Genomic DNA, 21,893 nt, shown 5'->3' with positions numbered 1-21,893 from the left:
GGACGGCCCGTGGAGCGTAGGCTTTCCAGGGTGGATGTGCTGAGGCTTGGCGTGGTTCCGTATCGCGAGGCGTGGGACATGCAGCGTTCGCTCGCCGAGGCCCGGGTGGCCGACGAGATCGACGACACCCTCATCCTCGTCGAGCATCCCAGTGTGTACACGGCCGGGCGGCGCACCCAGTCGTTCGAGCGGCCCGTCGACGGTACCGAGGTCGTCGACGTCGACCGCGGCGGCCGGATCACCTGGCACGGTCCCGGTCAGCTGGTGGGCTACCCGATCATCAAGCTTCCCCGCCCGCTGGACGTGGTCGCCTACGTCCGGGCACTCGAGGAAGCGCTGATCGACTCCTGCGCGGAGCTGGGGCTGCCCACCCGCCGGGTGGATGGCCGCAGCGGTGTGTGGACGGCGGACGGCGGACGCAAGGTCGGCGCGATCGGCGTGCGGGTCCGCAGCGCTGTCACCACCCACGGGTTCGCGCTGACCTGCTCGTCGGACCTGGGCGACTTCGGGCGGATCGTGCCCTGCGGCATCCCCGACGCCGGGGTGTCGAGCCTGAGCGCCGAGCTCGGCCACGAGGTCACGGTCACCGAGGCCCGGCCGACGGTGGAACGACACACCCTCACAGTGCTCGGCCGCTACCTCGGCGGCCGGCACCTGGGCGGCCGCGCGGACGCCCGGGTCGAGCCGGCGGCGGCCCGCGGCGCCCCGTCGACGCCCGAGCGGATGGAGCTGGTCCGATGACCGCCGTCGCCCCCGAGGGTCGGCCGCTGCTGCGGCTCGAGGCCCGCAACGCGCAGACCCCGATCGAGCGCAAGCCGCCGTGGATCCGCACCACGATGCGCACCGGCCCGGAGTACCGCGACCTCAAGGGCCTGGGGCGCGGCGCCGGCCTGCACACGGTGTGTGAGGAGGCCGGCTGCCCGAACATCTACGAATGCTGGGAGGACCGCGAGGCGACCTTCCTGATCGGCGGTGACGTCTGCACCCGCCGGTGCGACTTCTGCCAGATCGACTCCGGCCGCCCCAGCCCACTGGACCGCGACGAGCCGCGCCGCGTCGCCGAGTCCGTGCGCACGATGGGCCTGCGCTACGCGACGGTCACCGGGGTTGCCCGCGACGACCTCGCCGACGGCGGCTCCTGGCTGTACGCCGAGACGGTCCGCCAGATCCACCAGCAGTCCCCCGGCACCGGCGTCGAGGTGCTCATCCCGGACTTCGGTGCCCGGCCGGACCAGCTCGGCGAGGTCTTCGCCGCGGCACCCGAGGTGCTCGCCCACAACGTCGAGACCGTGCCGAGGATCTTCCGACGGGTCCGGCCGGCATTCCGCTACGACCGTTCGCTCGACGTGCTGCGCCAGGCGGGCGCCGCCGGGCTCGTCACGAAGTCGAACCTCATCCTCGGGTTGGGCGAGACGCCCGACGAGGTGCACGAGGCCATGCGGGACCTGCGGTCGGCAGGCTGCGAGCTGCTCACCGTCACCCAGTACCTGCGCCCGAGCCCGCGTCACCATCCCGTCGAGCGCTGGGTGCGCCCGGAGGAGTTCCTCGGCTGGGAACGTGTCGGCGCCGAGCTCGGGTTCGCCGGGGTGATGTCGGGGCCGCTGGTTCGTTCCTCGTACCGGGCCGGCCGCCTCTACCAGCAGGCAGTCACCGCACGCGGCAACGGTTCCGGCGAAATGTCCGACCTCCCGGAAAGTGTGCCGGAGACCTCTCACGCCCAGTGACGGACAGGCTGGTGACCATCCCACCGACGGGCTAGGCTGACACTCGTAACGTCACCCGACGTCACGGTGGGCAGCTCAGGTGTGCTGCCGTCCGCTGCCCGCCAGTGCCTTTTTCCCCTGCCGGCCCGCGGCTCCATCGCAGTCATGATGTGGGCCGAGTCCGCCGCCGGCTGGCCGAATCCGTCACGTCAGTCAACGAGGTGTGTGCCCACGACCGTGTCCGGGAGGTCGTTCCCACCGTGCTCCGTTCACTGCTCGGCGTCCTGGAGGACGCGACCCTGCTCGTCCTGCCGCACGGCGGTCAGAAGACCGCCCGACGCAACGCCTGGCGCGCGGCCGCTGATCTGCACGTCACCCGCCATCGCTGGGTTGATCCCCTCGCGGTGACGCCGCGCCGACCGGCCGACGCGGCCGCACTCGCGGCCGACCGGGTGCCCACCCAGACCGGCGCCGCGGCGCCGAGCGTCGAACCCCTGTGCGCGGTCAGCGGGCCGGTCAGGCTCGCCCGCCGGGCGGGGCGTCCCGGCAACGCCCGGGTGCTGCCCAGGATCGCCACAGCGCCGAGTTGAAGGGCATTGCCCGCCCTGGGCAGCGCCCCACCCCACTTCGGCCGCCGCCGTTCCCCGAGCGCGAACACTACTTGATCACCATCGTGGCGGATGCCGCTGCTGGGACGAGGGCCGAGGCCGTAGGCTCGCGGTCATGGCACTGAGGAAGCAGCCGAGGGACCCCGCGGCCGCGGAGAAGAGCACGCCGGCGAGTTCGGCCGGGAAGAACGGGACGGGCCGTGGCGGCGCCTCCGGTGGCGGCTCCGCGAGCCGCACGGCCACGGCCGCGAACGGCCGCGGCGGCACCCCCGCCGAGGGCACCGGGTTCAAGGCCCGCCTCCAGCAGCTCTGGGCGGTCTTCAAGATCACCCGGCAGCGGGACCCGCAGGTTCTCTGGGTCACCCTCGCCGGCCTCACCGGGCCGCTCGTGCTCGGTGTCCTGCTCGGCATCTTCGTCGGCCCGTTGTACCTGTGGATCCCGATCGGCCTTCTGCTCGGTGTCGTCGTCGCGCTGAACCTGTTCAGCCGACGGGTTCAGCGCACCGCCTACGCGGAGATGGAGGGAAAGCCGGGCGCGGCCGCCGGCGTCGTCGAGCGGATGCGCGGGGACTGGCGAATCACCCCCGTGGTCGGCGTGAACCGCCACCAGGACGTCGTCCACCGGGTCGTCTCCCGGGCCGGCGTTGTGATCATTGCCGAGGGTCGCGGCCGAGGTCCGCGGGAACTGCTCGCCGCGGAGAAGCGCCGCATCCGCCGGGTTGTCGGCGAGACGCCGGTCACCGACATCATCATCGGCACCGGCGAGGGCGAGACCCCGCTGCCGAAGCTCCAGCCGACCCTGATGCGCCTTCCCCGCGCGTTGAGCAAGGGTGAGGTCGAGACGCTCGACCGCAAGCTGCGTGCCATCGGCGGCGCCGCCCTGCCGATCCCGAAGGGCCCGATCCCCCGCAACGTTCCCCGCGGCGGCCGCCCGCGCTGAGCGCGCCGCCCACCGCACAGCCCCTGGCCGTGGCGGGCCATCTTCGGCCTCCCGGTCACCGACGGTCAGGGGCCTCGGCGGTCATGCGTAGCCGAGGGGGAACGTGGGTCCCTCTGGACGACAAATCGGGCGCGAACTCGACCAGAAGGACCCACCTTCGTTTCTCCCGGGCAGCCGGTCCAGCTCCGCCACAGGTCCAGCTCCGTCACATTGACGGTCACGGACCGTGATGGGCGCGGGCACGCGTGCGCGGGCCTGCGCCGTGCCTGTCACCGTGGCGAGGCACGTGCCCGCCTGGCGATCAGCCGCCGCTCGGGTCGGGGCGGACCGGGTCACGCACGACCACGGTGCCGGCCGCCCGGTCGTGCAGTCCGCGCTGGTCGCGATCCCAGAGGAACACCGGGACCAGCAGGGCCAGCAGCAGCGTGCGCACGGCGATCCACGGCCATGACCCCAACCCGCGGTCACGCAGGCGGATCACCCTGATGCCCAGCAGCCGCATGCCGAGCGTCTGCCCGGCGGTGCTGAGGAGGATGAACTCCTCCAGCAGGAACACCAGGTAGATCGCCAGGCCCCGGACGTTGCTGGAGTACCTCAGCCCGGCCAGGAAGAGAACACCGACGACGAGGTTGGCCACCAACCCGTCGATGAGGTACGCCCCCAGCCGCGGGCCGAAGCCGACGACCGAGCCCCGACCGTGCTCCGGCAGGCCGAGCCGGACGCCCGGCGGCGTGTTACCAGGCAGGCCTGGCCCTTCGAGCCAGCCTCCGAGTGCTCGTCCCACGACGCAAGCTTATGCGCCGCTCCGGGCCTGCACCCGGCAGATCACCAACGGTGATAAAGTCGGCTCCCGTAACATAAACGAAACGACTTCGTGATGTCCTGTGTCTGCCAAGACATGCCGAAAGACATGTCGACATGCCGCGCTGGGCAGGTTCGGAAGCAGGACGCGACGCGGGAGGACGAATGTTCACCAAATCCGAGGACGTGCTCCGCTACATCCGCGACGAGGATGTCCAATTCATCGACGTACGGTTCTGTGACCTTCCCGGGATCATGCAGCACTTCACGATTCCGACCCAGGTCTTCGCCGAGTCGGTCTTCACCGACGGGCTGATGTTCGATGGCTCGTCCATCCGCGGGTTCCAGGCCATCCACGAGTCCGACATGCTGCTGCTGCCGGACCCGCAGACGGCGTTCGTGGACCCGTTCCGCGAGCACAAGACCCTCGCCATGACGTTCTTCATCCACGACCCGATCACGAAGGAGCAGTACTCCCGCGACCCGCGCAACATCGCCAAGAAGGCCGAGACCTACCTGCGCGGCACCGGTATCGCCGACACCGCCTACTTCGGTCCGGAGGCGGAGTTCTACATCTTCGACGACGTCCGGTACGACTACAATCCTTATGGGTCGTTTCACCAGGTCGATTCCGTCGAGGCCGCCTGGAACACCGCGCGCAAGGAAGAGGGCGGTAACCTCGGCTACAAGCCGAGGTTCAAGGGCGGTTACTTCCCGGTCCCGCCGACCGACCATTTCACCGACCTGCGCTCCGAGATGACGCGCGTGCTCTACGAGACCGGCATCACCGTCGAGATGCAGCATCACGAGGTCGGCACCGCGGGCCAGGCGGAGATTGACATCCGCTACGACACGCTGCTGAAGACCGCCGACAACCTGATGCTCTACAAGTACGTGATCCGCAACGTGGCGCGCAGCCGCGGCAAGACGGTCACGTTCATGCCGAAGCCGCTGTTCGAGGACAACGGATCGGGCATGCACGTGCACTCCAGCCTGTGGAAGGGCGGCGAGCCGCTGTTCTACAGCGCCAACGGCTACGGCGGCCTGTCGGACATCGCGCGGTACTACATCGGCGGCCTGCTGCACCACGCTCCCGCGCTGCTGGCATTCACCAACCCGACGACGAACTCCTACCGGCGGCTGGTCCCCGGCTACGAAGCGCCGGTCAACCTCGTCTACTCGGCGCGTAACCGCTCGGCCTGCTGCCGCATCCCCCTCGGCGGAGACTCGCCAAAGGCGAAGCGGGTCGAGTTCCGGGTGCCCGACCCGAGCTGCAACCCGTATCTCGCCTTCGCGGCGATGCTCATGGCCGGGCTCGACGGCATCCGCAACAAGATCGACCCACCGGAGCCCATCGACAAGGACCTCTACGAACTGCCCCCGGACGAGCTGGCCGCGGTGCCGCAGGTTCCGGGCTCACTGGAAAAGGTGCTCGACGCGCTCGAGGCCGACCACGAGTTCCTCCGCGAGGGTGACGTGTTCACCACGGATCTGATCGAGACCTGGTTGGACTACAAGCGGCGCAACGAGGTCGACGCCATCCGGCTGCGGCCGCACCCCTACGAGTTCACCCTGTACTACGACATCTGACGGCCCGGGCCGCGACCCGACATCCGACCGGCGGTCGCCGCCGCTTTCACCGAGCTCCGCCGACCGCCCTGCCGGCCTATTCGAGCAGCGGGTCGGGTGATTCTGCCGCTGGTCGACGGGACCCCGTCACGATATCGCCGGAACGGGGTCCCGCTCGTCTCCGCGGTCGCTCACAGGATTGTCACAGGCCCGGTTCGGCGGCGCCGCCGGAAATCGGCATGCGCGGCCGCGGTGCGGCCCGGCGGCGGACGGCGGGCGTTGCCAGCGCAGATCCGTCGGGTATACCACTGGTCACATACGAGAGACGAAGAATTAACAAGCACGTGACTGCTGGGTAACGGGGCCCGACGAGGCTCCGACCGAACCCTCCCGTCATCGCGGCCTGGGTCGGCCTCCCCCGGCCGATTACGAAGTCGCTCCGTAACGTGCAGGATCAACAACGGGGAGTATTGAGTGAGTTATCAGGCCGAGTACATCTGGATCGACGGCACCGAGCCCGACCCGCTGATGCGCAGCAAGACCCGCATCGTGAAGGACGGCAAGGAGCCGGAGATCTGGGGCTTCGACGGCTCAAGCACCAACCAGGCGCCGGGATCGAACTCGGACTGCGTGCTGCGACCCGTCTTCACCACGCCCGACCCGATCCGGGGCGGCGACAACAAGCTGGTGCTGTGTGAGGTCGAGCTGACCGACTTCACCCCGCACCCGACGAACACCCGGGCGTTCGCCCGCACGGTCGCCGAGAAGTACGCGGACATGGGCCCGCACTTCGGCATCGAGCAGGAGTACACGTTCTTCAAGGACGGCCGTCCCTACGGCTGGCCCGAGGTCGGCTACCCCGCGCCGCAGGGCCCGTACTACTGCGGCGTCGGCGGCTCGAAGATGCCCGGCCGCGAGATCGTGGAGCTGCACACCCAGGCGTGCCTCGACGCCGGCCTCGCCATCGAGGGCACCAACGCCGAGGTCATGATGGGCCAGTGGGAGTTCCAGATCGGCGTCCTGCCGGCGCCCGAGATCGGCGACCAGATCTGGCTGGGCCGCTGGCTGCTGGCCCGCATCGCCGAGGACTTCGGCGTCGAGGTGTCCTACGCCGCCAAGCCGATCCCCGGTGACTGGAACGGCGCGGGCGCGCACACCAACTTCTCCACCAAGCAGACGATGGAAGGCTGGGATGCCATCGTCGCCTGCTGCGAGGCGCTCGGCACCCGCGTCATGGAGCACGTCACCCACTACGGGAACGGCATCCAGGACCGGCTGACCGGCAAGCACGAGACCGCCCCCTGGAACAAGTTCTCCTGGGGCGCGTCCGACCGCGGCGCCTCGATCCGCATTCCGTGGGCCGTGGAGAAGGCGAAGAAGGGCTGGCTCGAGGACCGGCGTCCGAATGCCAACATGGACCCGTACCTGGTCTCCGCCCTCATGATCGACACCTGCTGCAGCGCGCTGGCCGGCGACAAGCCGACCCTGTTCGTGCCGGAGCAGGGCGTGCCGGTCCCCGCCGCCGTCACGGTCTGAGTCCTCACCGCCTCCGGGCCGGGAATCAGGACCGACCGCCGGACCACCCTCTGGTCGGGACGGATTCCCGGTCTCACGGGAGGGACGAGAACGACCGGGGCGTGGTCGCAACGACGGCCCCGCCCCGCGTGGCAGGCAGCGCCGGGGCGCTCGCGCGGGGGAGCGCGTACGCCCTGGTTTCCAGCTCCCCGACATCCGCGGCCCCGCAACGGAGCGCTCCGCGACGTGAGGTGACATCCCGCAGGCTGGTCGGACGAGACCCGCTCTCGGCCGACCGGCCTGTCGGCATTCGCGGCATCATGCGGTCCGCGGCTCCGGGCGGAACGGACCGCGCGGCCGAAGCAGACCGCACGGCCGGCCCAGACCGCACAGCCGGCTGAGATCGTGCGGGCGGCTGAGATCGTGCGGGCAGCTCAGCCGAAGCCGGTGGTGTCCTCGCGGGTGAAGATGTCCCCGACGATCAGGTGGGCCCGGTTCGCCCGCCGCCGATGGTCGGCCAGCAGCTCGGCGGCGGCATCGGCGCGCCAACCGGCCGCCCGCGCCGTGGCCTCGACCTCGACCGGGTCGGCCGGAAGCACATCGGGGTCCCGCCGACCGGCGAGCGCGCCTGCGTTACGCAGTCGCGACGCCGAGAGCCACGCGGCCTGCAGCTCGCCCGCCTCCGTCTCGGTGAGCAACCCGGCGACGACCGCGGCGCGGAGACCATCGAGCGTGGACGTGGTCCGCAACGCCGGCAGCTGGCGGGCATAGCGCAGTTGCAGGACCTGCACCGCCCACTCGACGTCGGTGAGGCCACCGGGGCCGAACTTGAGATGGCGCGCCGGGTCGACCCCACGGGGGACGCGTTCCCGCCGCATCCGTCCACGCAGCCGCACGATCTCGTCGAGGGCCGCCGCCGGCAGCGAGTCGGGGTAGCGGACGGTGTCGGCGAGCCGGCAGAAGCGGTAGGCGAGGTCGGCATCGCCGGCCAGCGGCCGTGCCCGCAGCAGCGCCTGCGACTCCCAGTCCTTCGACCACCGCCGGTAGTAGGCGGCGTAGGCGTCGAGGGTGCGCGACACCGGCCCGCTGCGGCCCTCCGGGCGCAGGGTCGTGTCGAGCCGCAACGCCGGGTCCGGCCCGGGGACGGCGAGCAGCCGGTGCAGCTCCCCCACCACCTCGGCGGCGGCGCGGTCCGCGGCCAGCGTCGAGTGACCCGGGCCCGGCTCGTGGACGACCAGGACGTCGGCGTCACTGCGGTAGGACATCTCCGCGCCGCCGAGGCGGCCCATCGCGATGATGGAGATCCGCGCGGGCAGGGTGTCCGGATCCCCGCCGGCGACCCGGCGTTGCGCGACGAGCAGGGTCGCCGCGACGGTGGCCTCGGCGGCGTCGGTGAGGGCCCGGCCGACCGCGGCGACGTCCAACAGGCCGAGCAGGTCGGCGCAGGCGACCCGGACCAGCTCCACCCGGCGCACCGCGCGGGCCCGGCCGACCGCGTCCTCCCAGTTCGGATTGCGGTGGGTGATCGCCAACAGGGTCCGTGCCAACGTCTCGCGGGGCACCGGGTTGAGATCCGCCGCGGTACGCAGCAGCCGCACCGACTCGGGCGCGCCGGTCATCAGGGTCGCGACGTACGGGCTGGTCGCGAGGACCCGGGCGAGCCGGTCGGCGGCGCCGACGGAGTCCCGCAGCAGCCGCAGGTACCAGGGCACCCGGCCGAGCGCGTCGCTGACCTGTCGATAGGCCAGCAGACCGGCGTCCGGATCGGGCGCGTCGGCGAAGGTCGGCAGCAGCGTCGGGAGCAGGTGCCGCTGGATCGCCGCGGTCCGGCTGACGCCGCTGGTCAGCGCCTCGATGTGGCGCAGCGAGCGGTCCGGGGCCGCGAATCCGAGCGCGGCGAGCCACTGCGCCGCCTCGGCGTGGGACAGCCGGATCTCCTCGGTCGAGAGCCGGGCGACCGCCTCGAGCAGCGGCTGGTAGAACAGCCGCTCGTGCAGCGAACGGACGGTGCGCGCGATCCGGGCGCGGGCCGCGGCGAACTCCTCGACGGTGCGCAGGCCCATCGACCGGGCGAGCCAGCGCAGCTCCGCCGTCTCCCGCGGCAGGGTGTGCACCCGGCGCAGGTTGCGCAGCTGGAGCCGGTGCTCGGCGCCGCGCAGGAACCGGTACGCCTCGGCGAGGCCCGCCGCGTCGCGGCGGCCGCCGTAGCCGCCGCGGGCCAGCCCGTCGAGGGCGCCGAGTGTCGAGTTCGCCCGCAGTTTCGGGTCGGCCCGGCCGTGGACGAGTTGCAGGAGCTGCACGGAGAACTCGACGTCGCGCAGCCCGCCCGGGCCGAGCTTGAGGTTGCGCTCCGCCTCCCCGCGCGACAGCGTGGACTCGACCCGTTGGCGCATGGCCCGCACGTCGGCGACGAAGTCCGGCCGGGACGACGCGGTCCAGACCAGCGGCGCGACCATCGCGCAGAACTCGGCGCCGAGCGCGACGTCGCCGGCGATCGGCCGGGCCTTGAGCAGCGCCTGGAACTCCCAGGTGCGGGCCCACCGGCGGTAGTAGGTGCGATGGCTGTCGAGCGTGCGGACCAGGGCGCCGTCGCGGCCCTCGGGCCGCAGGTTCACGTCCAACGCGAACAGCGCGCCGGCCGAGGTCACCAGCCCGGCCGCGCGGACGAGGCCCTCCGCCATCCGCGTCGCCGCGCGCAGCACCGCGTCGAGCTGCTCGTCGGCGCCGGCCTCTGCGGGCGCCGCGACGAACAGGACGTCGACGTCGCTGACGTAGTTGAGTTCCCGACCCCCGCACTTGCCCATTCCGATCACGGCGAGACGGACCGCCGGCAGCGTCGGGTCGAGGCCCGCCCGGGCGATCGCGAGCGCCGCGTCCACCGCCGCGTCGGCCAGGTCGGCGAGCTCCGCGGTGGCATCGTCCAGGGCGACGGCGTCGGTGAGGTCGCGCGCCGCGACGGCCAGCAGTTCGCGCCGGTAGGCGACCCGCAACGCGTCGAGGGTCGCCGGACTTTCGTCGGCGGCCCGCGGGGCGGGGTCGGCGGGGTCGGCGCCGACGGCGAGCAGCATCGTCCGGCGCGCCCCGGCCGGGTCGGGCGCGGCGATCGCCAGCGCGTCGGGTTGCAGCACCTGCCAGTCCGCCGGGTTGCGGGCAAGATGATCTCCCAGGGCGCGGCTCGCGCCCAGCACCGCGCACAACCGCGCCCGCAGCCCGTCACGGCGCGCCATCGCCACCAGCAGCCGCGGTCCCGCGACCGGGCCGAGGGCGTCGACGAGGCGTTCCAGCGCGGCGAGCGCCAGATCGGGATCGGCGGCCGCGGCCAGCGCGGCGACGACCGGGTTGGCCGCAGCCACGGCCCCGCCACCAGCACCGGGCGCGGGGAACAGGCCCAGTCGGCCCATGGCCGCCGCCACCCGTTCGACGTCGGTGAAGCCGAGCCGGGCCAGCTGCGCGCCAGGCGAACTGCCCCGCGGATGGAGGGCCGCCGGCTCGTCAGCCGCGCCGTTCACCGGCCCGGCACGGGGGGCCACCCAGGGCCGGTCGACCCGCATCGCGGCCCGCTCACAGGACGGGCAGGTACCGGTCGATCTCGAACGGGGTGACCTGCCGTCGGTAGTCCTGCCACTCGGCCCGCTTGTTGCGCAGGAAGAACTCGAACAGCTCGTCGCCGAGGGTCTCCCGGACCAGGGTCGACTTCTCCATCACGGTGATCGCGTCGGCGAGCGAGCCCGGCAGCGCGGTGATGCCCCGCTCGCGGCGCTGCTCGTCGGTGAGCGTCCACACGTCGTCGGTGGACGGCGGTGGCAGCTCGTAGCCGCCCTGCACCCCACGCAGCCCGGCGGCCAGCACCAGGGCAAAGGTCAGGTACGGGTTGCAGGCGCTGTCCGGCAGCCGGAACTCCACCCGGGTGGCCTGCGACTTGTGCAGCTTGTACAGCGGCACGCGGACCAGCGCGGACCGGTTGTTGTGGCCCCAGCAGACGTAGGCGGGCGCTTCCAGCACCTCGCCGACCCGCTGGTCGCCGATGAGCCGCTTGTAGGAGTTCACCCACTGGTTGGTCACCGCGGTGATCTCGGCGGCGTGCGTGAGCAGACCGGCGATGAACGCCTTGGCGACCTTCGAGAGCTGGTACTCGTCGGTCGGGTCGTGGAAGGCGTTGCGGTCGCCCTCGAACAGGCTCAGATGCGTGTGCATCCCGGAGCCGGCCTGGTCGCCGTACGGCTTGGGCATGAAGGTGGCGTAGATGCCCTGCCGCAGCGCCACCTCCTTCACCACCTGGCGGAAGGTCATGATGTTGTCGGCGATGGTGAGGGCGTCGGCGTAACGCAGGTCGATCTCCTGCTGGCCGGGCGCGACCTCGTGGTGGCTGAACTCCACCGAGATCCCGAGCCGTTCCAGCATGCTGATGGCCTGCTGGCGGAAATCGTGGCTGATGTCGTTCGGGGTGAGGTCGAAGTAGCCCGACTCGTCGACCGGCGGGGGCATCGGCCCGCCGCGCTTCGGCGGTTCCTTCAGCAGGAAGAACTCGATTTCCGGATGGGTGTAGAAGGTGAATCCGGCGTCGGCGGCGCGGGCGAGGGTACGGCGCAGCACCCAGCGCGAGTCGGTGGCGGCCGGCGCCCCGTCCGGCATGATCAGGTCGCAGAACATCCGCGCGGTCAGCGGATGCTCACCCCGCCACGGGAGCACCTGGAACGTGGACGGATCAGGCCGGGCCAGCATGTCGGCCTCGTGCACCCGGGCGAAGCCCTCGATCGCGGACCCGTCGAACCCGATGCCCTCCGACAGCGCCCCCTCCAGCTCAGCCGGCGCGATCTCCACGGACTTCAGGTAGCCGAGCACGTCGGTGAACCACAGCCGCACGAAGCGGATGTCCCGTTCCTCGAGAGTCCGGAGCACGAACTCCTGCTGCTTGTCCACGGCGCCTCCACGCTGAGGTGAGGACTCGACGATACGGCCCCGTCCACCTGACCTGACCATAGCGGGAACATCCATCCTCATCCTGGTCTTGGCCGCGAGCAACGAGTCATCAACACACCGTGCTCGTCCACGGCAGGCTGGCGGCGCATCCTTCAGGACGTGCTTGACCATCTGGCGGCTGGGCGTGGCGGCCCACAGCTACTGCGACTGCTCACATTCGCGCGAGACGAGGCGGCCGAGTCGGGCAACCGCCGCGATGCCGACCGGCTGACCGACGCGATCGGCCACGCCACCGGTCAACTGAGACCTGATCCTCGGTCTGCCCCGGGCGCCACGGATCAGGTGTCGGAACGGGGACCGGTCAAACGATCACTGACGCTCGACGCGTGACGGTGCGCCGTCGCGGTCGGTCCTGGTCGTGGCCGAGCGGCACACTGCCCAGGGCTGCCCGCGACGGCGCGCCCATGTTCCGCTGTTCCGCGCTTCGGAGACTCGGACTTCGGAGACTCAGACCTGGATGCGGCGGTTGACGGCGTCGAGGATCTCGGCGATGGCCTCGTCGACGGGGACGCCGTTGCGCTGGGTGCCGTCGCGGAAGCGGAAGGACACCGCACCCTTCGAGACGTCCTCGTCACCAGCGAGGAGCATGAAGGGCACCTTCTGCTTCTGCGCCGTGCGGATCTTCTTCTGCATCCGGTCGTCGGAGGAGTCGACCTCCACCCGGATACCCTGCGCGGCCAGGCGGCGGCCGATCTCGTCGAGGTACGGCACGTGCTCGTCGGTGATCGGGATACCGACGACCTGCACGGGGGCGAGCCACGGCGGAAGGGCCCCGGCGTAGTGCTCCAGCAGGATCGCGAGGAAACGCTCGATCGTGCCGAACAGCGCCCGGTGAATCATGAACGGGCGCTTGCGGGTGCCGTCGGCGGCCTGGTATTCGAGGTCAAAACGCTGCGGGAGCTGGAAGTCGACCTGCACGGTCGACAGCTGCCAGGTGCGGCCGATCGCGTCGCGGGCCTGGACGGAGATCTTCGGCCCGTAGAACGCGCCGCCGCCCTCGTCCATCACCAGTTCGAGGTCCTGCTTCTGCGCGGCCTCGCGCAGCAGTTCGGTGGCCTCGGCCCATTCCTCGTCGGTACCGACGGCCTTGCCCTCCGGCCTGGTCGACAGCTCCAGGTAGAAGTCGTCGAGGCCGTAGTCACGCAGCAGGCCCAGCACGAAGGTCAGGGTGCTGTCGAGCTCGGAGGGCAGCTGTTCGCGGGTGCAGAAAAGATGGGCGTCGTCCTGGGTGAGACCGCGCACCCGGGTCAGGCCGTGCACCACGCCGGACTTCTCGTACCGGTAGACCGTGCCGAACTCGAACAGCCGCAGCGGCAGTTCCCGGTATGACCGGCCGCGGGACCGGAAGATCAGGATGTGCATCGGGCAGTTCATCGGCTTGAGGTAGTAGTCGGTGCCGCCGTCGAGCTGCATGGGCGGGTACATGCCGTCGGCGAACCAGTCGAGGTGCCCGGAGATCTCGTACAGCTCGGACTTGGTGATGTGCGGGGTGTTGACGAACGAGTACCCGGCCTCGACATGACGGCGGCGCGCGTAGTCCTCCATCGCGGTGCGGATCGCGCCGCCCTTGGGATGGAATACCGACAGGCCGGGACCGATCTCGGACGGGAAGGAGAACAGGTCCAGCTCGGCGCCGAGGCGGCGGTGGTCGCGCCGCTCCGCCTCCGCCAGCCGGGTCTGGTAGTCCTTCAGCGCCTCCCGGGACTCCCAGGCGGTGCCGTAGATCCGCTGCAGCTGCGGGTTCTTCTCGCTGCCCCGCCAGTAGGCGGCCGCCGAGCGCAGCACGGCGAACGCCGGGATGGACCGGGTGGTCGGCACGTGTGGCCCGCGGCAGAGGTCCTTCCAGCACAGCTCGCCGGACTTCGCGTCCAGGTTGTCGTAGATCGTCAGCTCGCCGGCGCCGACCTCGACACTCGCCTCGGCGTCGTCCCCGGCTCTCGACTTCAGCCCGATCAGCTCGATCTTGTACGGCTCGTCGGCGAGCTCGGCGCGGGCCTGCTCGTCGGTGACCACCCGGCGGGAGAAACGCTGGCCGGCCTTGATGATGGCCTGCGCCTTCTTCTCGATCGCCTTCAGATCGTCCGGGGTGAACGGAGTCTCGACGTCGAAATCGTAGTAGAAACCGTTCTCGATGGGCGGGCCGATACCGAGCCGGGCCTTCGGGAAAAGCTCCTGAACGGCCTGGGCGACCACGTGCGCGGCCGAGTGGCGCACAATCGCCCGCCCGGCCGGCGAGTCGATGGCGATCGGCTCGACGACGGCCCCGTCGGTGAGAACATGAGCGAGATCACGCTGCTGCCCGTCGACCAGCGTGGCGATGACGGCGCGGTTCTCTGCGAACAGGTCGGCGGCCGTCGTCCCGGTCGGCACCACCCGCGGATCGCTCCCCTGCGCCTGCTGGATGGTAACGCGGACGTCGGACACCGAGATTCTCCTGACAGCGGTAGACGCGTGCGCGGGGATCGCACCACCAGCGGCGGGTGACCGACCCGGCGGGCGGCCCCACGACGGACCTTCCTGGCCCGGTGGCGATGCTACCCGTGGCGGAGAGGGACCCCCAACGCATTTGTACTCAGGGTGACGGCGTCAGCCCCGCCCGCTTGCCACCCGACCGCTTCGCGGCTGCCCCGCGCCGGTGCGGCCCGGCATACCAGGGCCGCTGAGGGTCCGGGCGCCGAACTGCGCCACGCTGTACGCCCCGACGGCGTGCCACCCCGCGCCGGCTAAGCCATCGGGCTCGGACCTGGCGGCGCCGCGCGGGCTCCCCGCGCCGCCACCGGGGACCGAGTCCTCATGCGCCACGTCGCCTTCTGGTGCCGCGCCGGCGGGCGGCCCACCCACGCCGTACGCACCGCCCACGCCGTACGCACCGCCCACGCCGTACGCACCGCCCACGCCGTACGCACCGCCGCCGCCGGTCGGACCGCCCAACCGCAACGGCCCTCCCACGCTGTACGGGCGCCCGGCCGGGCCGGACGGGCCGCCGGTCCCGCCCGCAGCGGCGGGCGGCGTGCTGACGGCGGGCGGCGAGGTGGTGACAGGCGGCGAGGTGGTCATCGGGTTGTCAGGTGTCGCGATGCCCGTCGGTGGGCCGCCGGCAGCCACGGACGAGCCGTGCTGACTGCGAATGCCGCTCAGGACGACGTCCACGATCCGCGCGATGCGCGTACCACTGACCTCGTGGTCGCCGCTCATGTACTGCCGGTACACGACCGGGCCGACAAGCATGTCGACGACGAGCTCGACGTCGACGTCATCGGCCAGTTCGCCGCTGGCCATGCCCCGGCGCAGCAGATCCGCGGCCCAGCGCCGGCTCGGCTCGAGGACCCGCTCGGAGTAGGTGGCGAACAGCTCGGGATGGGCGGTGCGCTCCGCGGCGAGCTTGGGCATGATCCGCCCGGACAGCGACTGGATGTTGCGCCGCCGCAGGTCGTTGAGCCAGGCCACCAGGTCGTCGCGCAGCGAGCCGGTCTCCACGGCCTCGACCTCGTCGGCCAGGGTGTCCAGGGCATCGACGATCAGGGCGTCCTTCGTCGGCCAGCGCCGGTAGACCGTCGCCTTGCCCACCCCCGCGCCGGCGGCGACCGCCTCCATGGAGAGCCGGGTGAACCCGGCCGTGGCCAGTTCGTGCAGGGCGGCGTCGAGAATCGCCTCGTCGCAGCGGGGATCCCGGGGCCGGCCTGGGGCGCGGGAACCGCGGACCCCGGAGGGCACCCGGTCCGCCGGCCGCCGGGGCTGGGGTGGGACCGCGTCCGAGGCCGTCACCCGCCGTGCCGATCGTTCGTGTTGCCCGTCCCGCCGCCGTGCCGGAGCATCCACATGGATCGGCCACCCGCTACCTGGTCTCGCCGCGCGTTCCTGTCGCATTCCAAGATCAGCATACGTGCCCCCGGCCGCAGATGCATCCGTTTGCGATGCCAGCGGTATGGCGCGTCGTTCCATTCCGCCGGCCGCAACGGACGCTGGACCTGGGATGTCGGCTCCGGGGCACCAGCACGGGAGGGCGCACCGGGATCGCGGCGCGCGCGCCCGACCGGTGGCAGCATGGACGACACGCCGGGACGCCCAGCGCCCGGACGGACGCCTCAGGAGTGTTCATGATCTCGTCAGGCACCGGTTCCCACGAGACCCCCGCCCTCGACCAGCCACGCTCGGCGGCCACGCCGGACCCGGCGGCGACGCTGTACGGCGCGCCGGCCGAGGATCACCGGCCGCGCCGCGCGCGTTTCACCGTCCGAGATGTGGCGGCGGCGAAACGCCAGGGTACGAAGTGGGCGATGCTGACCGCGTACGACTTCACCACGGCGAGCGTCTTCGACGAGGCGGAGATCCCGGTCCTGCTCGTCGGCGATTCGGCCGCGAACGTCGTCTACGGCTACGACACGACCGTGCCGGTCACGGTCGACGAGCTGCTTCCACTGGTCCGCGCGGTGGTCCGCGGAGCGCCGCACGCGATGGTCGTCGCCGACCTGCCGTTCGGCTCCTACCAGGCCGGGCCGGCGCAGGCGTTGGCGACCGCGATCCGGTTCCTGAAGGAGGGCGGGGCGCACGCGGTGAAGCTGGAGGGCGGCGCGCGGGTCGCCCCGGCGGTGGCGGCGCTGGTCGAGTCGGGCATCCCGGTCGTCGGCCATCTGGGCCTGACGCCGCAGAGCATCCACACCCTCGGCGGCTACCGCGTGCAGGGCCGGGACGAGGCAGGTGAGGTCCTGCTCGCCGACGCGCTGGCGATCGAGGCGGCCGGCGCGTTCGCGGTCGTGCTGGAAGTGGTGCCCGCCGATCTGGCCGCGCGGGTGACCAAGGGGCTGCGCATCGCCACGGTCGGGATCGGGGCGGGCGTGGACTGCGACGCGCAGGTGCTGGTCTGGCAGGACATGGCCGGGCTGAGTGGCGGGCGGGCGCCCCGTTTCGTGAAGCGCTACGCCGATCTGCGCGCCGACCTCGGCGCGGCGGCCCGGGCCTACCGGGACGAGGGCAGCGCCGGCGAGTACCCGACGGTCGAGCACAGCTACTGACACCCGCGGCGGCCGGGCCGCCGTGTCGGCGGGCCACTCGCGGTGGCGCCAGCCCGGTCAGACCCGGGCCAGCGCGGCCGCGAGTTCGGTCCGTGCCGTCACCAGCGACGGGCCGTACCAGGTCAGCAGCCGCCCGGGCACGCAGACGGCGGGGGCGGAGAACGCCTCGGGACCGTCGTCCGGGCTGAACGCGTACGGCTCGTCCGGCAGCACCACGAGGTCGTGCGCCGCGACGTCGGCCGGGTCGAAGCGCGGGTAACGATCGGGCGAGTCGGCCAGCACGTTGTCCACCCCGAGCCGGCGCAGCACGTCGCCGGTGAAGGTGTCCCGGCCGACCGCCATCCACGGTCGGCGCCAGATCGGCACCAGCCCGCGCCGACGCCCGGTTCCGCCCGGACCGCCACCACGCCGACCCTCACCGGACGGGTCGCTGCCAGCCCGGTCGTCGCCGGGTGCGGGTGCGGGTGCGTCGGACCATGCCTGGCGGGCGTCGTCGAGCCAGCGGGGCCGGGGCAGCCGGCAGGCCAGTCGGAGCATCCGGTCGAGACTGTCGAGCGCGCCGTCGACGGTGACCGGCGCCGTGACCCACACCACGAGGCCCGCCGCCCGCAGCGCGGCGAGATCCACCTCCCGGTTCTCCTCCGCGTTGGCGAGGACGACGTCGGGGGCGAGGTCGAGGATGGCCGCGTGGTCGGGGTTCTTCGTGCCCCGCACCCGGGGCACGGACAGCTCGGCCGGGTGGGTGCACCAGTCGGTCGCACCCACCAGCAGACCGGGCGCACTCAGCGCGAGCGACTCGGTGAGGCTCGGCACCAGCGACACGACCCGCTCGACCCGCGCAGGGACGGCCACCACCAGCCCCAGGTCGTCCCGGTCGCCCACGTTCATCGGCCTGGCCGAGGACCCCGCGCCGGTCAGACGTCGGTGACGCGCAGGCCGGCGTGCGCCTTGTACCGACGGTTGATCGAGATCAGGTTCGCGGTCAGCGCCTCGACCTGACCGGCGTTGCGCAGTTTGCCGGCGTAGATGCCGCGCATGCCGGGGATGCGCTCGGCGAGCGCCGCGACCAGGTCGGTGGCGGCCCGGTCGTCACCGAGCACGAGGATGTCGGTGTCGATCGACTCGACCGACTCGTCGGCCAGCAGGACGGCGGAGACGTGGTGGAACGCGGCGACCACGGTGCTGTCGGGCAGGACGGCCGCGGCCTGCTGCGCCGCGCTGCCCTCGGGCACCGTCAGGGCGAACGCGCCGCCCTTGTCGAAGCCCATCGGGTTGACGCAGTCGATCACGATCTTCCCGGCGAGCGGCTCGCGCAGGGACTCGAGGGTCTCCCGGTGCCCCTCCCACGGAACGGCGATGATGATGACGTCGGCCCGCCTGGCAACCGTCTCGTTGTCCGCGCCCTCGATCCGCCGACCTGGGCCGGCGAGCTTGGCCGCGGCCTCCTGGCCACGCTCGGTCGAGCGGGAGCCGATCAGGACGAGATGGCCGGCGGCGGCGAGGCGCAGTCCAAGGCCACCGCCCTGCGGCCCGGATCCACCGAGAATGCCGACCGTGAGCGCCGGGACGTCGGGAAGTGCATGCTGCGTCGAGGTCACCTGGCCATCCTGCCCGACGTGGCGGCCCGATGCTCAGTTCGATGACGGGCTGTGTACTCCGCCGCAGCCAGCCCCGGGCAGTCGGAGCCGGATCGTGCACCCTCCGCCGCGACGCCGCGGGAAGGACCCACCCCCCTCGCGGGCGGTCGCCGGCAATAGGGGACTATGCATGAACAACGGGACAGCTACGGGTTTGACCGATTTACGCCTGGCCGGTCGGGGTCGCGGGCGGGTCGGGGGGATCCCGCGCCCGTCGCTACCGGCAGAGGAGCGCATCGAGTGACAGAAAGTTACAGCCCTTGGGCGGCAACGGTTGGTGAGCGGCCGATCGCACCCAGCGAGACGCCAGGGCACCCCGGCAACCCCGGACGTGCATTGGTCGCAGATGGGCCGTACCGTTCCGTTTCACACGCATCGAGCAGATCTTCCGATTCAGGTGAAAGAGGTCGAGCAATGGCGGACGTGTCGGTTCGCTTCGCGATGACGAACGACAGCGAAGTGGTGCTGAACCTGTCGCTGCCGCAGGCACTGCGCCTGATGGAGGCGATCGCCCGCAAGGTGGGCGAGACACTGGCCGAGCGCAGCACCCAGGCCGTCGGTGGCGTCGGCGGGGTGCCGACCTCGGCGCCGTCGAACGGGATGCCCAGCCTCGGGCCGTACACCCCGTCCTGAGCTGACCCATCTGATCACGAGCAACGCCAGGCCTTCCGGGACGCACGTCGGGATCCCACGAAGGCTCGCCCGCGCAGGCAGCGGCATGGCGGCGCCTGCGGCGGCACACGCACAACCACGGGCGCCCAGCGGCACGCGCCCAGGCTCCCGAAGCGAGCCATGGCACACCCCGGCGCCGGGACAGGGCGCCGGGACCGGGGCGGCGGAGTCGCGCCGAAGCGGCCGGCCCGGGGAAACCTCAATGCCCCGGGACCGGCGCGGCGAGGTTGATCTGCTCCTCGCCCGCCGGCCGCGCGCCGGGAATCCACTCCCCCGCGGACGCGGGCCCGCTCGCGGCGAGCGCACGGGGATGTGAGGTCGCGTACACCTCCCGGAGCCGGTCCACCGTGACCAATGTGTAGATCTGGGTCGTGCTCACCGAGGCGTGGCCCAGCAGCTCCTGCACGACCCGCACGTCGGCTCCCCCGTCGAGCAGGTGGGTGGCGAAGGAATGCCGCAGGACGTGCGGCGAGACACCATCGACGCCGGCCACGGCGGCGGCCGTGCGCAGCACCGTCCACGCGCTCTGCCGGGACAGCCGGTTCCCCCGGCGGGACAGGAAGACCGCGGCACCGGACCGCGGGGCCGCCAGGACCGGGCGGGCCGCCCGCAGGTAGTCCGTCAGCGCGGTCACGGCGCACCGGCCCAGCGGCACGACGCGGTCCCGGCCGCCCTTGCCGTGCAGGCGGACCGCGGCGCCGTCCAGGTCCACGTCGTCGATGTCGAGCCCGACGGCCTCGGAGATCCGCGCGCCGGTGCCGTACAACAGCTCCAGCAGCGCCGAGGCCCGCAGCCGGCGAGCGCCTTCAGCCGGATCAACCGAGACCCGCGCCACCACTCTGCCGCCAGCCACCCCGCTGCCAGCCACCCCGCCGCCGTCCGCCTCGCCGTCCGCCTCGCCGTCCGTCACCCGACCGCCATCCGCCCCACCGCTGGTGGCCAGCGCGGCCGGGCCGGAAGCCGCGGCGAGGACGGCGATCACCTGGTCCACGGTGAGTGCCTTGGGCAGCCGGCGCGGCGGCACCGGGGGGCGCACCGGCCGGGACACGTCCTCACTCACGTCGCCCTCGTCGGCGGCGAAGCGGTGCAGCGACCGGACCGCGACGAGCATGCGCGCCACCGACGCGGCCGCGAGCGGCGGATGGGCGTCGTCCCCGACGCGCAGCGCGGCCGCGAACCCGGCAACCTCCGCCTCACCCACCGCGTCCAACGAGGACAGGCCGTGCGCGCGGAGATGGTCGAGGTAACGGCGCAGGTCCCGGCGGTAGGCGAGAACCGAGTTGTGGGCAAGCCCACGTTCACCCTCGAGGTGATGGAGATAACGCGCGATCACGTGCCCGGGCGTGCCCGGCAGCGCCGCTCCGACGGGATCGTGCGCCGCCGCGGCCTGGCCCGCCGACAACCGCCCGGCCCCGTCCCGGCGCGCCGGCTCCCGTCCACGCGCCGGTGCCGACCGCCGCGCCGGCCCCCCCCGCGCGGGCGGGGCCGCGGGGGTGCGCGTCCGAAAGGACTCGTCGCCGTCGGCCACTTCCATCATCAAACTGATAGTAGGTCCTGCCCATCGTTCTCGGTGGGTACCTATCCACATGCAGCGATTCCGCGGCTATTCTGGCGACCTGTGCGGACGGACACCGGTTCGTCACGTCCCGCCGCACGGTTGGGGGTCACCATCGCCGCCGTCATCACGCGCACCGATTCCTTCGGGCATGTCCGCCGCAATGCCCTGCTGCTCGGCCTCACCCTGCTGCTGGGGCTCGGCGCGCTCGCGGCCTGCGGTGGGGACGACGGCGAGCCCGGCGGCGCCGCGCTGCCCGCCGCCCAGTCTGGCGCGGCCGGCAGCGGGCCCACCCCCGCCGCCACCAGCACCCCGGACCCGGCTGCGGACGACTCCCCGGCCGCCGCCAGCGCCACGGTCGAGGCCTACTTCCGGGAGATCAACGATGCCAGCCGGGACGGCCGGGCCGCCGTGGCCGAGCGGACCGCGCTGGCCGGCTGCCAGCCCTGCGCGGTCGACGTCGACACCACCCGCGCGCTGGCGCAGCGCGGCCTGCACGCCGACACCACCGTCTACCAGGTGACCGACCTGTCCGCGCAACCACGGGTCGGTCTGGTCACCACCGCGACGTTCACGCTGCGGACCAATGCCGTGGGCCTGCTCGACCTCGCCGACCGGCATGTCGCCGACGCCGCGGGCGTGCCCACCCGGTACGGGACGGCACACCTCACGCTCACCGCGCTCGGCTGGCGGATAGCGGCCCTGCGCTACGCGTCGGCGCCGGCATGACCCGGCCCGACCGGCAGGCCGAGGCCGCCGTGACGTGGCGTGCGCGGCGGCGGGCCACCCTGCGCGCCGGCGCCCGCCGCGGCCCGGCGCCGGGCCGGGGCCGCCGGCCCGCGCGGCGGGAGGGCCGCGGGCCTCGGTGGAGGTGATGGGCGTCGTCGCGCTCCCGGCCGGG

Annotated in this window: 17 protein-coding genes; 9 read left to right on the top strand and 8 right to left on the bottom strand. The window is 72.4% G+C overall.

The window, feature by feature from the left end:
* The first annotated feature begins 9 nt into the window (after positions 1 to 9).
* The 4 genes from lipB (at position 10) to MXD60_RS23100 (ending at position 3,251) form a co-directional block, all read left to right on the top strand.
* Positions 10 to 741 carry a lipoyl(octanoyl) transferase LipB gene (gene lipB / locus MXD60_RS23115; RefSeq protein WP_368861273.1) on the top strand — a complete coding sequence of 244 codons (732 nt, stop codon included), beginning with the start codon at positions 10 to 12 and terminating at the stop codon, positions 739 to 741.
* Positions 738 to 1,724, top strand: a complete 987-nt coding sequence (gene lipA / locus MXD60_RS23110) for a lipoyl synthase (RefSeq protein WP_248821440.1) — start codon at positions 738 to 740, stop codon at positions 1,722 to 1,724. The genes lipB and lipA overlap by 4 nt, the downstream gene beginning before the upstream one ends.
* A gap of 239 nt (positions 1,725 to 1,963) precedes the next feature.
* Positions 1,964 to 2,293 (top strand): hypothetical protein, encoded by a 330-nt coding sequence (locus MXD60_RS23105; protein WP_248821439.1) that lies wholly within the window; start codon positions 1,964 to 1,966, stop codon positions 2,291 to 2,293.
* A gap of 133 nt (positions 2,294 to 2,426) precedes the next feature.
* Entirely contained in the window at positions 2,427 to 3,251 is an 825-nt protein-coding gene (locus MXD60_RS23100) for a DUF4191 domain-containing protein (RefSeq protein WP_248821438.1), read from the top strand.
* 301 nt (positions 3,252 to 3,552) lie between these two features.
* Here MXD60_RS23100 and MXD60_RS23095 read toward each other — a convergent pair whose 3' ends face one another.
* Positions 3,553 to 4,035, bottom strand: a complete 483-nt coding sequence (locus MXD60_RS23095) for an RDD family protein (protein WP_248821437.1) — start codon at positions 4,033 to 4,035, stop codon at positions 3,553 to 3,555.
* Positions 4,036 to 4,217: 182 nt separating this feature from the next.
* On the opposite strand from MXD60_RS23095, the gene glnA reads away from it, so the two are divergent.
* On the top strand, positions 4,218 to 5,642 hold the full coding sequence (gene glnA / locus MXD60_RS23090; RefSeq protein WP_248821436.1) for a type I glutamate--ammonia ligase: 1,425 nt from the start codon (positions 4,218 to 4,220) through the stop codon (positions 5,640 to 5,642).
* A gap of 453 nt (positions 5,643 to 6,095) precedes the next feature.
* Complete coding sequence (gene glnII, locus MXD60_RS23085) at positions 6,096 to 7,157, top strand: glutamine synthetase GlnII (RefSeq protein WP_248821435.1); 1,062 nt, start codon at positions 6,096 to 6,098, stop codon at positions 7,155 to 7,157.
* Positions 7,158 to 7,570: 413 nt separating this feature from the next.
* Here glnII and MXD60_RS23080 read toward each other — a convergent pair whose 3' ends face one another.
* The 4 genes from MXD60_RS23080 to MXD60_RS23065 form a co-directional block, all read right to left on the bottom strand.
* Positions 7,571 to 10,687, bottom strand: a complete 3,117-nt coding sequence (locus tag MXD60_RS23080; RefSeq protein ID WP_248821434.1) for a bifunctional [glutamine synthetase] adenylyltransferase/[glutamine synthetase]-adenylyl-L-tyrosine phosphorylase — start codon at positions 10,685 to 10,687, stop codon at positions 7,571 to 7,573.
* A gap of 10 nt (positions 10,688 to 10,697) precedes the next feature.
* Positions 10,698 to 12,056, bottom strand: coding sequence for a glutamine synthetase family protein (locus MXD60_RS23075; protein ID WP_248821433.1), 1,359 nt, complete (start codon positions 12,054 to 12,056; stop codon positions 10,698 to 10,700).
* A gap of 507 nt (positions 12,057 to 12,563) precedes the next feature.
* Positions 12,564 to 14,540, bottom strand: coding sequence for a threonine--tRNA ligase (gene thrS, locus MXD60_RS23070; RefSeq protein ID WP_248821432.1), 1,977 nt, complete (start codon positions 14,538 to 14,540; stop codon positions 12,564 to 12,566).
* Between the two features lie 162 nt (positions 14,541 to 14,702).
* A complete protein-coding gene (locus MXD60_RS23065) occupies positions 14,703 to 15,881 on the bottom strand; it encodes a TetR/AcrR family transcriptional regulator (protein WP_248821431.1) in 1,179 nt (392 codons plus the stop codon).
* A 332-nt stretch (positions 15,882 to 16,213) separates the two neighbouring features.
* Between MXD60_RS23065 and panB the strand changes: the two genes are divergently transcribed.
* The gene (gene panB / locus MXD60_RS23060) at positions 16,214 to 17,128 is read left to right on the top strand and encodes a 3-methyl-2-oxobutanoate hydroxymethyltransferase (RefSeq protein WP_248821430.1); all 915 of its coding nucleotides are present in this window, start codon (positions 16,214 to 16,216) and stop codon (positions 17,126 to 17,128) included.
* Positions 17,129 to 17,185: 57 nt separating this feature from the next.
* Here panB and MXD60_RS23055 read toward each other — a convergent pair whose 3' ends face one another.
* Both MXD60_RS23055 and npdG read right to left on the bottom strand, forming a co-directional pair.
* Entirely contained in the window at positions 17,186 to 18,016 is an 831-nt protein-coding gene (locus tag MXD60_RS23055) for a helical backbone metal receptor (RefSeq protein WP_248821429.1), read from the bottom strand.
* Positions 18,017 to 18,042: 26 nt separating this feature from the next.
* Positions 18,043 to 18,726 (bottom strand): NADPH-dependent F420 reductase, encoded by a 684-nt coding sequence (gene npdG / locus MXD60_RS23050; protein ID WP_248821428.1) that lies wholly within the window; start codon positions 18,724 to 18,726, stop codon positions 18,043 to 18,045.
* Positions 18,727 to 19,179: 453 nt separating this feature from the next.
* On the opposite strand from npdG, the gene MXD60_RS23045 reads away from it, so the two are divergent.
* Positions 19,180 to 19,398: a hypothetical protein gene (locus tag MXD60_RS23045; RefSeq protein ID WP_009742848.1), complete on the top strand. Its 219-nt coding sequence runs from the start codon at positions 19,180 to 19,182 to the stop codon at positions 19,396 to 19,398.
* Between the two features lie 238 nt (positions 19,399 to 19,636).
* On the opposite strand, the gene MXD60_RS23040 is transcribed toward MXD60_RS23045, so the two are convergent.
* Positions 19,637 to 20,974 carry a site-specific tyrosine recombinase XerD gene (locus MXD60_RS23040; protein ID WP_518468514.1) on the bottom strand — a complete coding sequence of 446 codons (1,338 nt, stop codon included), beginning with the start codon at positions 20,972 to 20,974 and terminating at the stop codon, positions 19,637 to 19,639.
* 120 nt (positions 20,975 to 21,094) lie between these two features.
* Here MXD60_RS23040 and MXD60_RS23035 point away from each other — a divergent pair, with 120 nt between their 5' ends.
* Positions 21,095 to 21,721, top strand: a complete 627-nt coding sequence (locus MXD60_RS23035) for a hypothetical protein (protein WP_248821427.1) — start codon at positions 21,095 to 21,097, stop codon at positions 21,719 to 21,721.
* The last annotated feature ends 172 nt before the right edge of the window (positions 21,722 to 21,893 follow it).

Origin of the sequence: Frankia sp. AgB32 (genome assembly GCF_023243045.1) — a bacterium.
Taxonomy (GTDB): Bacteria; Actinomycetota; Actinomycetes; order Frankiales; family Frankiaceae; genus Frankia.
Note: the sequence above shows the minus strand (reverse complement) of the source record. Positions and strands in the feature narration are given on the sequence as shown.

Excerpts from the sequence above, each read along its gene's own strand:
- lipA (WP_248821440.1), top strand. The coding sequence starts at position 738 with ATGACCGCCGTCGCCCCCGAGGGTCGGCCGCTGCTGCGGCTCGAGGCC.
- MXD60_RS23100 (WP_248821438.1), top strand. The coding sequence starts at position 2,427 with ATGGCACTGAGGAAGCAGCCGAGGGACCCCGCGGCCGCGGAGAAGAGC.
- glnA (WP_248821436.1), top strand. The coding sequence starts at position 4,218 with ATGTTCACCAAATCCGAGGACGTGCTCCGCTACATCCGCGACGAGGAT.
- MXD60_RS23080 (WP_248821434.1), bottom strand. The coding sequence starts at position 10,687 with ATGCGGGTCGACCGGCCCTGGGTGGCCCCCCGTGCCGGGCCGGTGAAC.
- panB (WP_248821430.1), top strand. The coding sequence starts at position 16,214 with ATGATCTCGTCAGGCACCGGTTCCCACGAGACCCCCGCCCTCGACCAG.
- MXD60_RS23055 (WP_248821429.1), bottom strand. The coding sequence starts at position 18,016 with ATGAACGTGGGCGACCGGGACGACCTGGGGCTGGTGGTGGCCGTCCCT.
- MXD60_RS23045 (WP_009742848.1), top strand. The coding sequence starts at position 19,180 with ATGGCGGACGTGTCGGTTCGCTTCGCGATGACGAACGACAGCGAAGTG.
- MXD60_RS23040 (WP_518468514.1), bottom strand. The coding sequence starts at position 20,974 with ATGATGGAAGTGGCCGACGGCGACGAGTCCTTTCGGACGCGCACCCCC.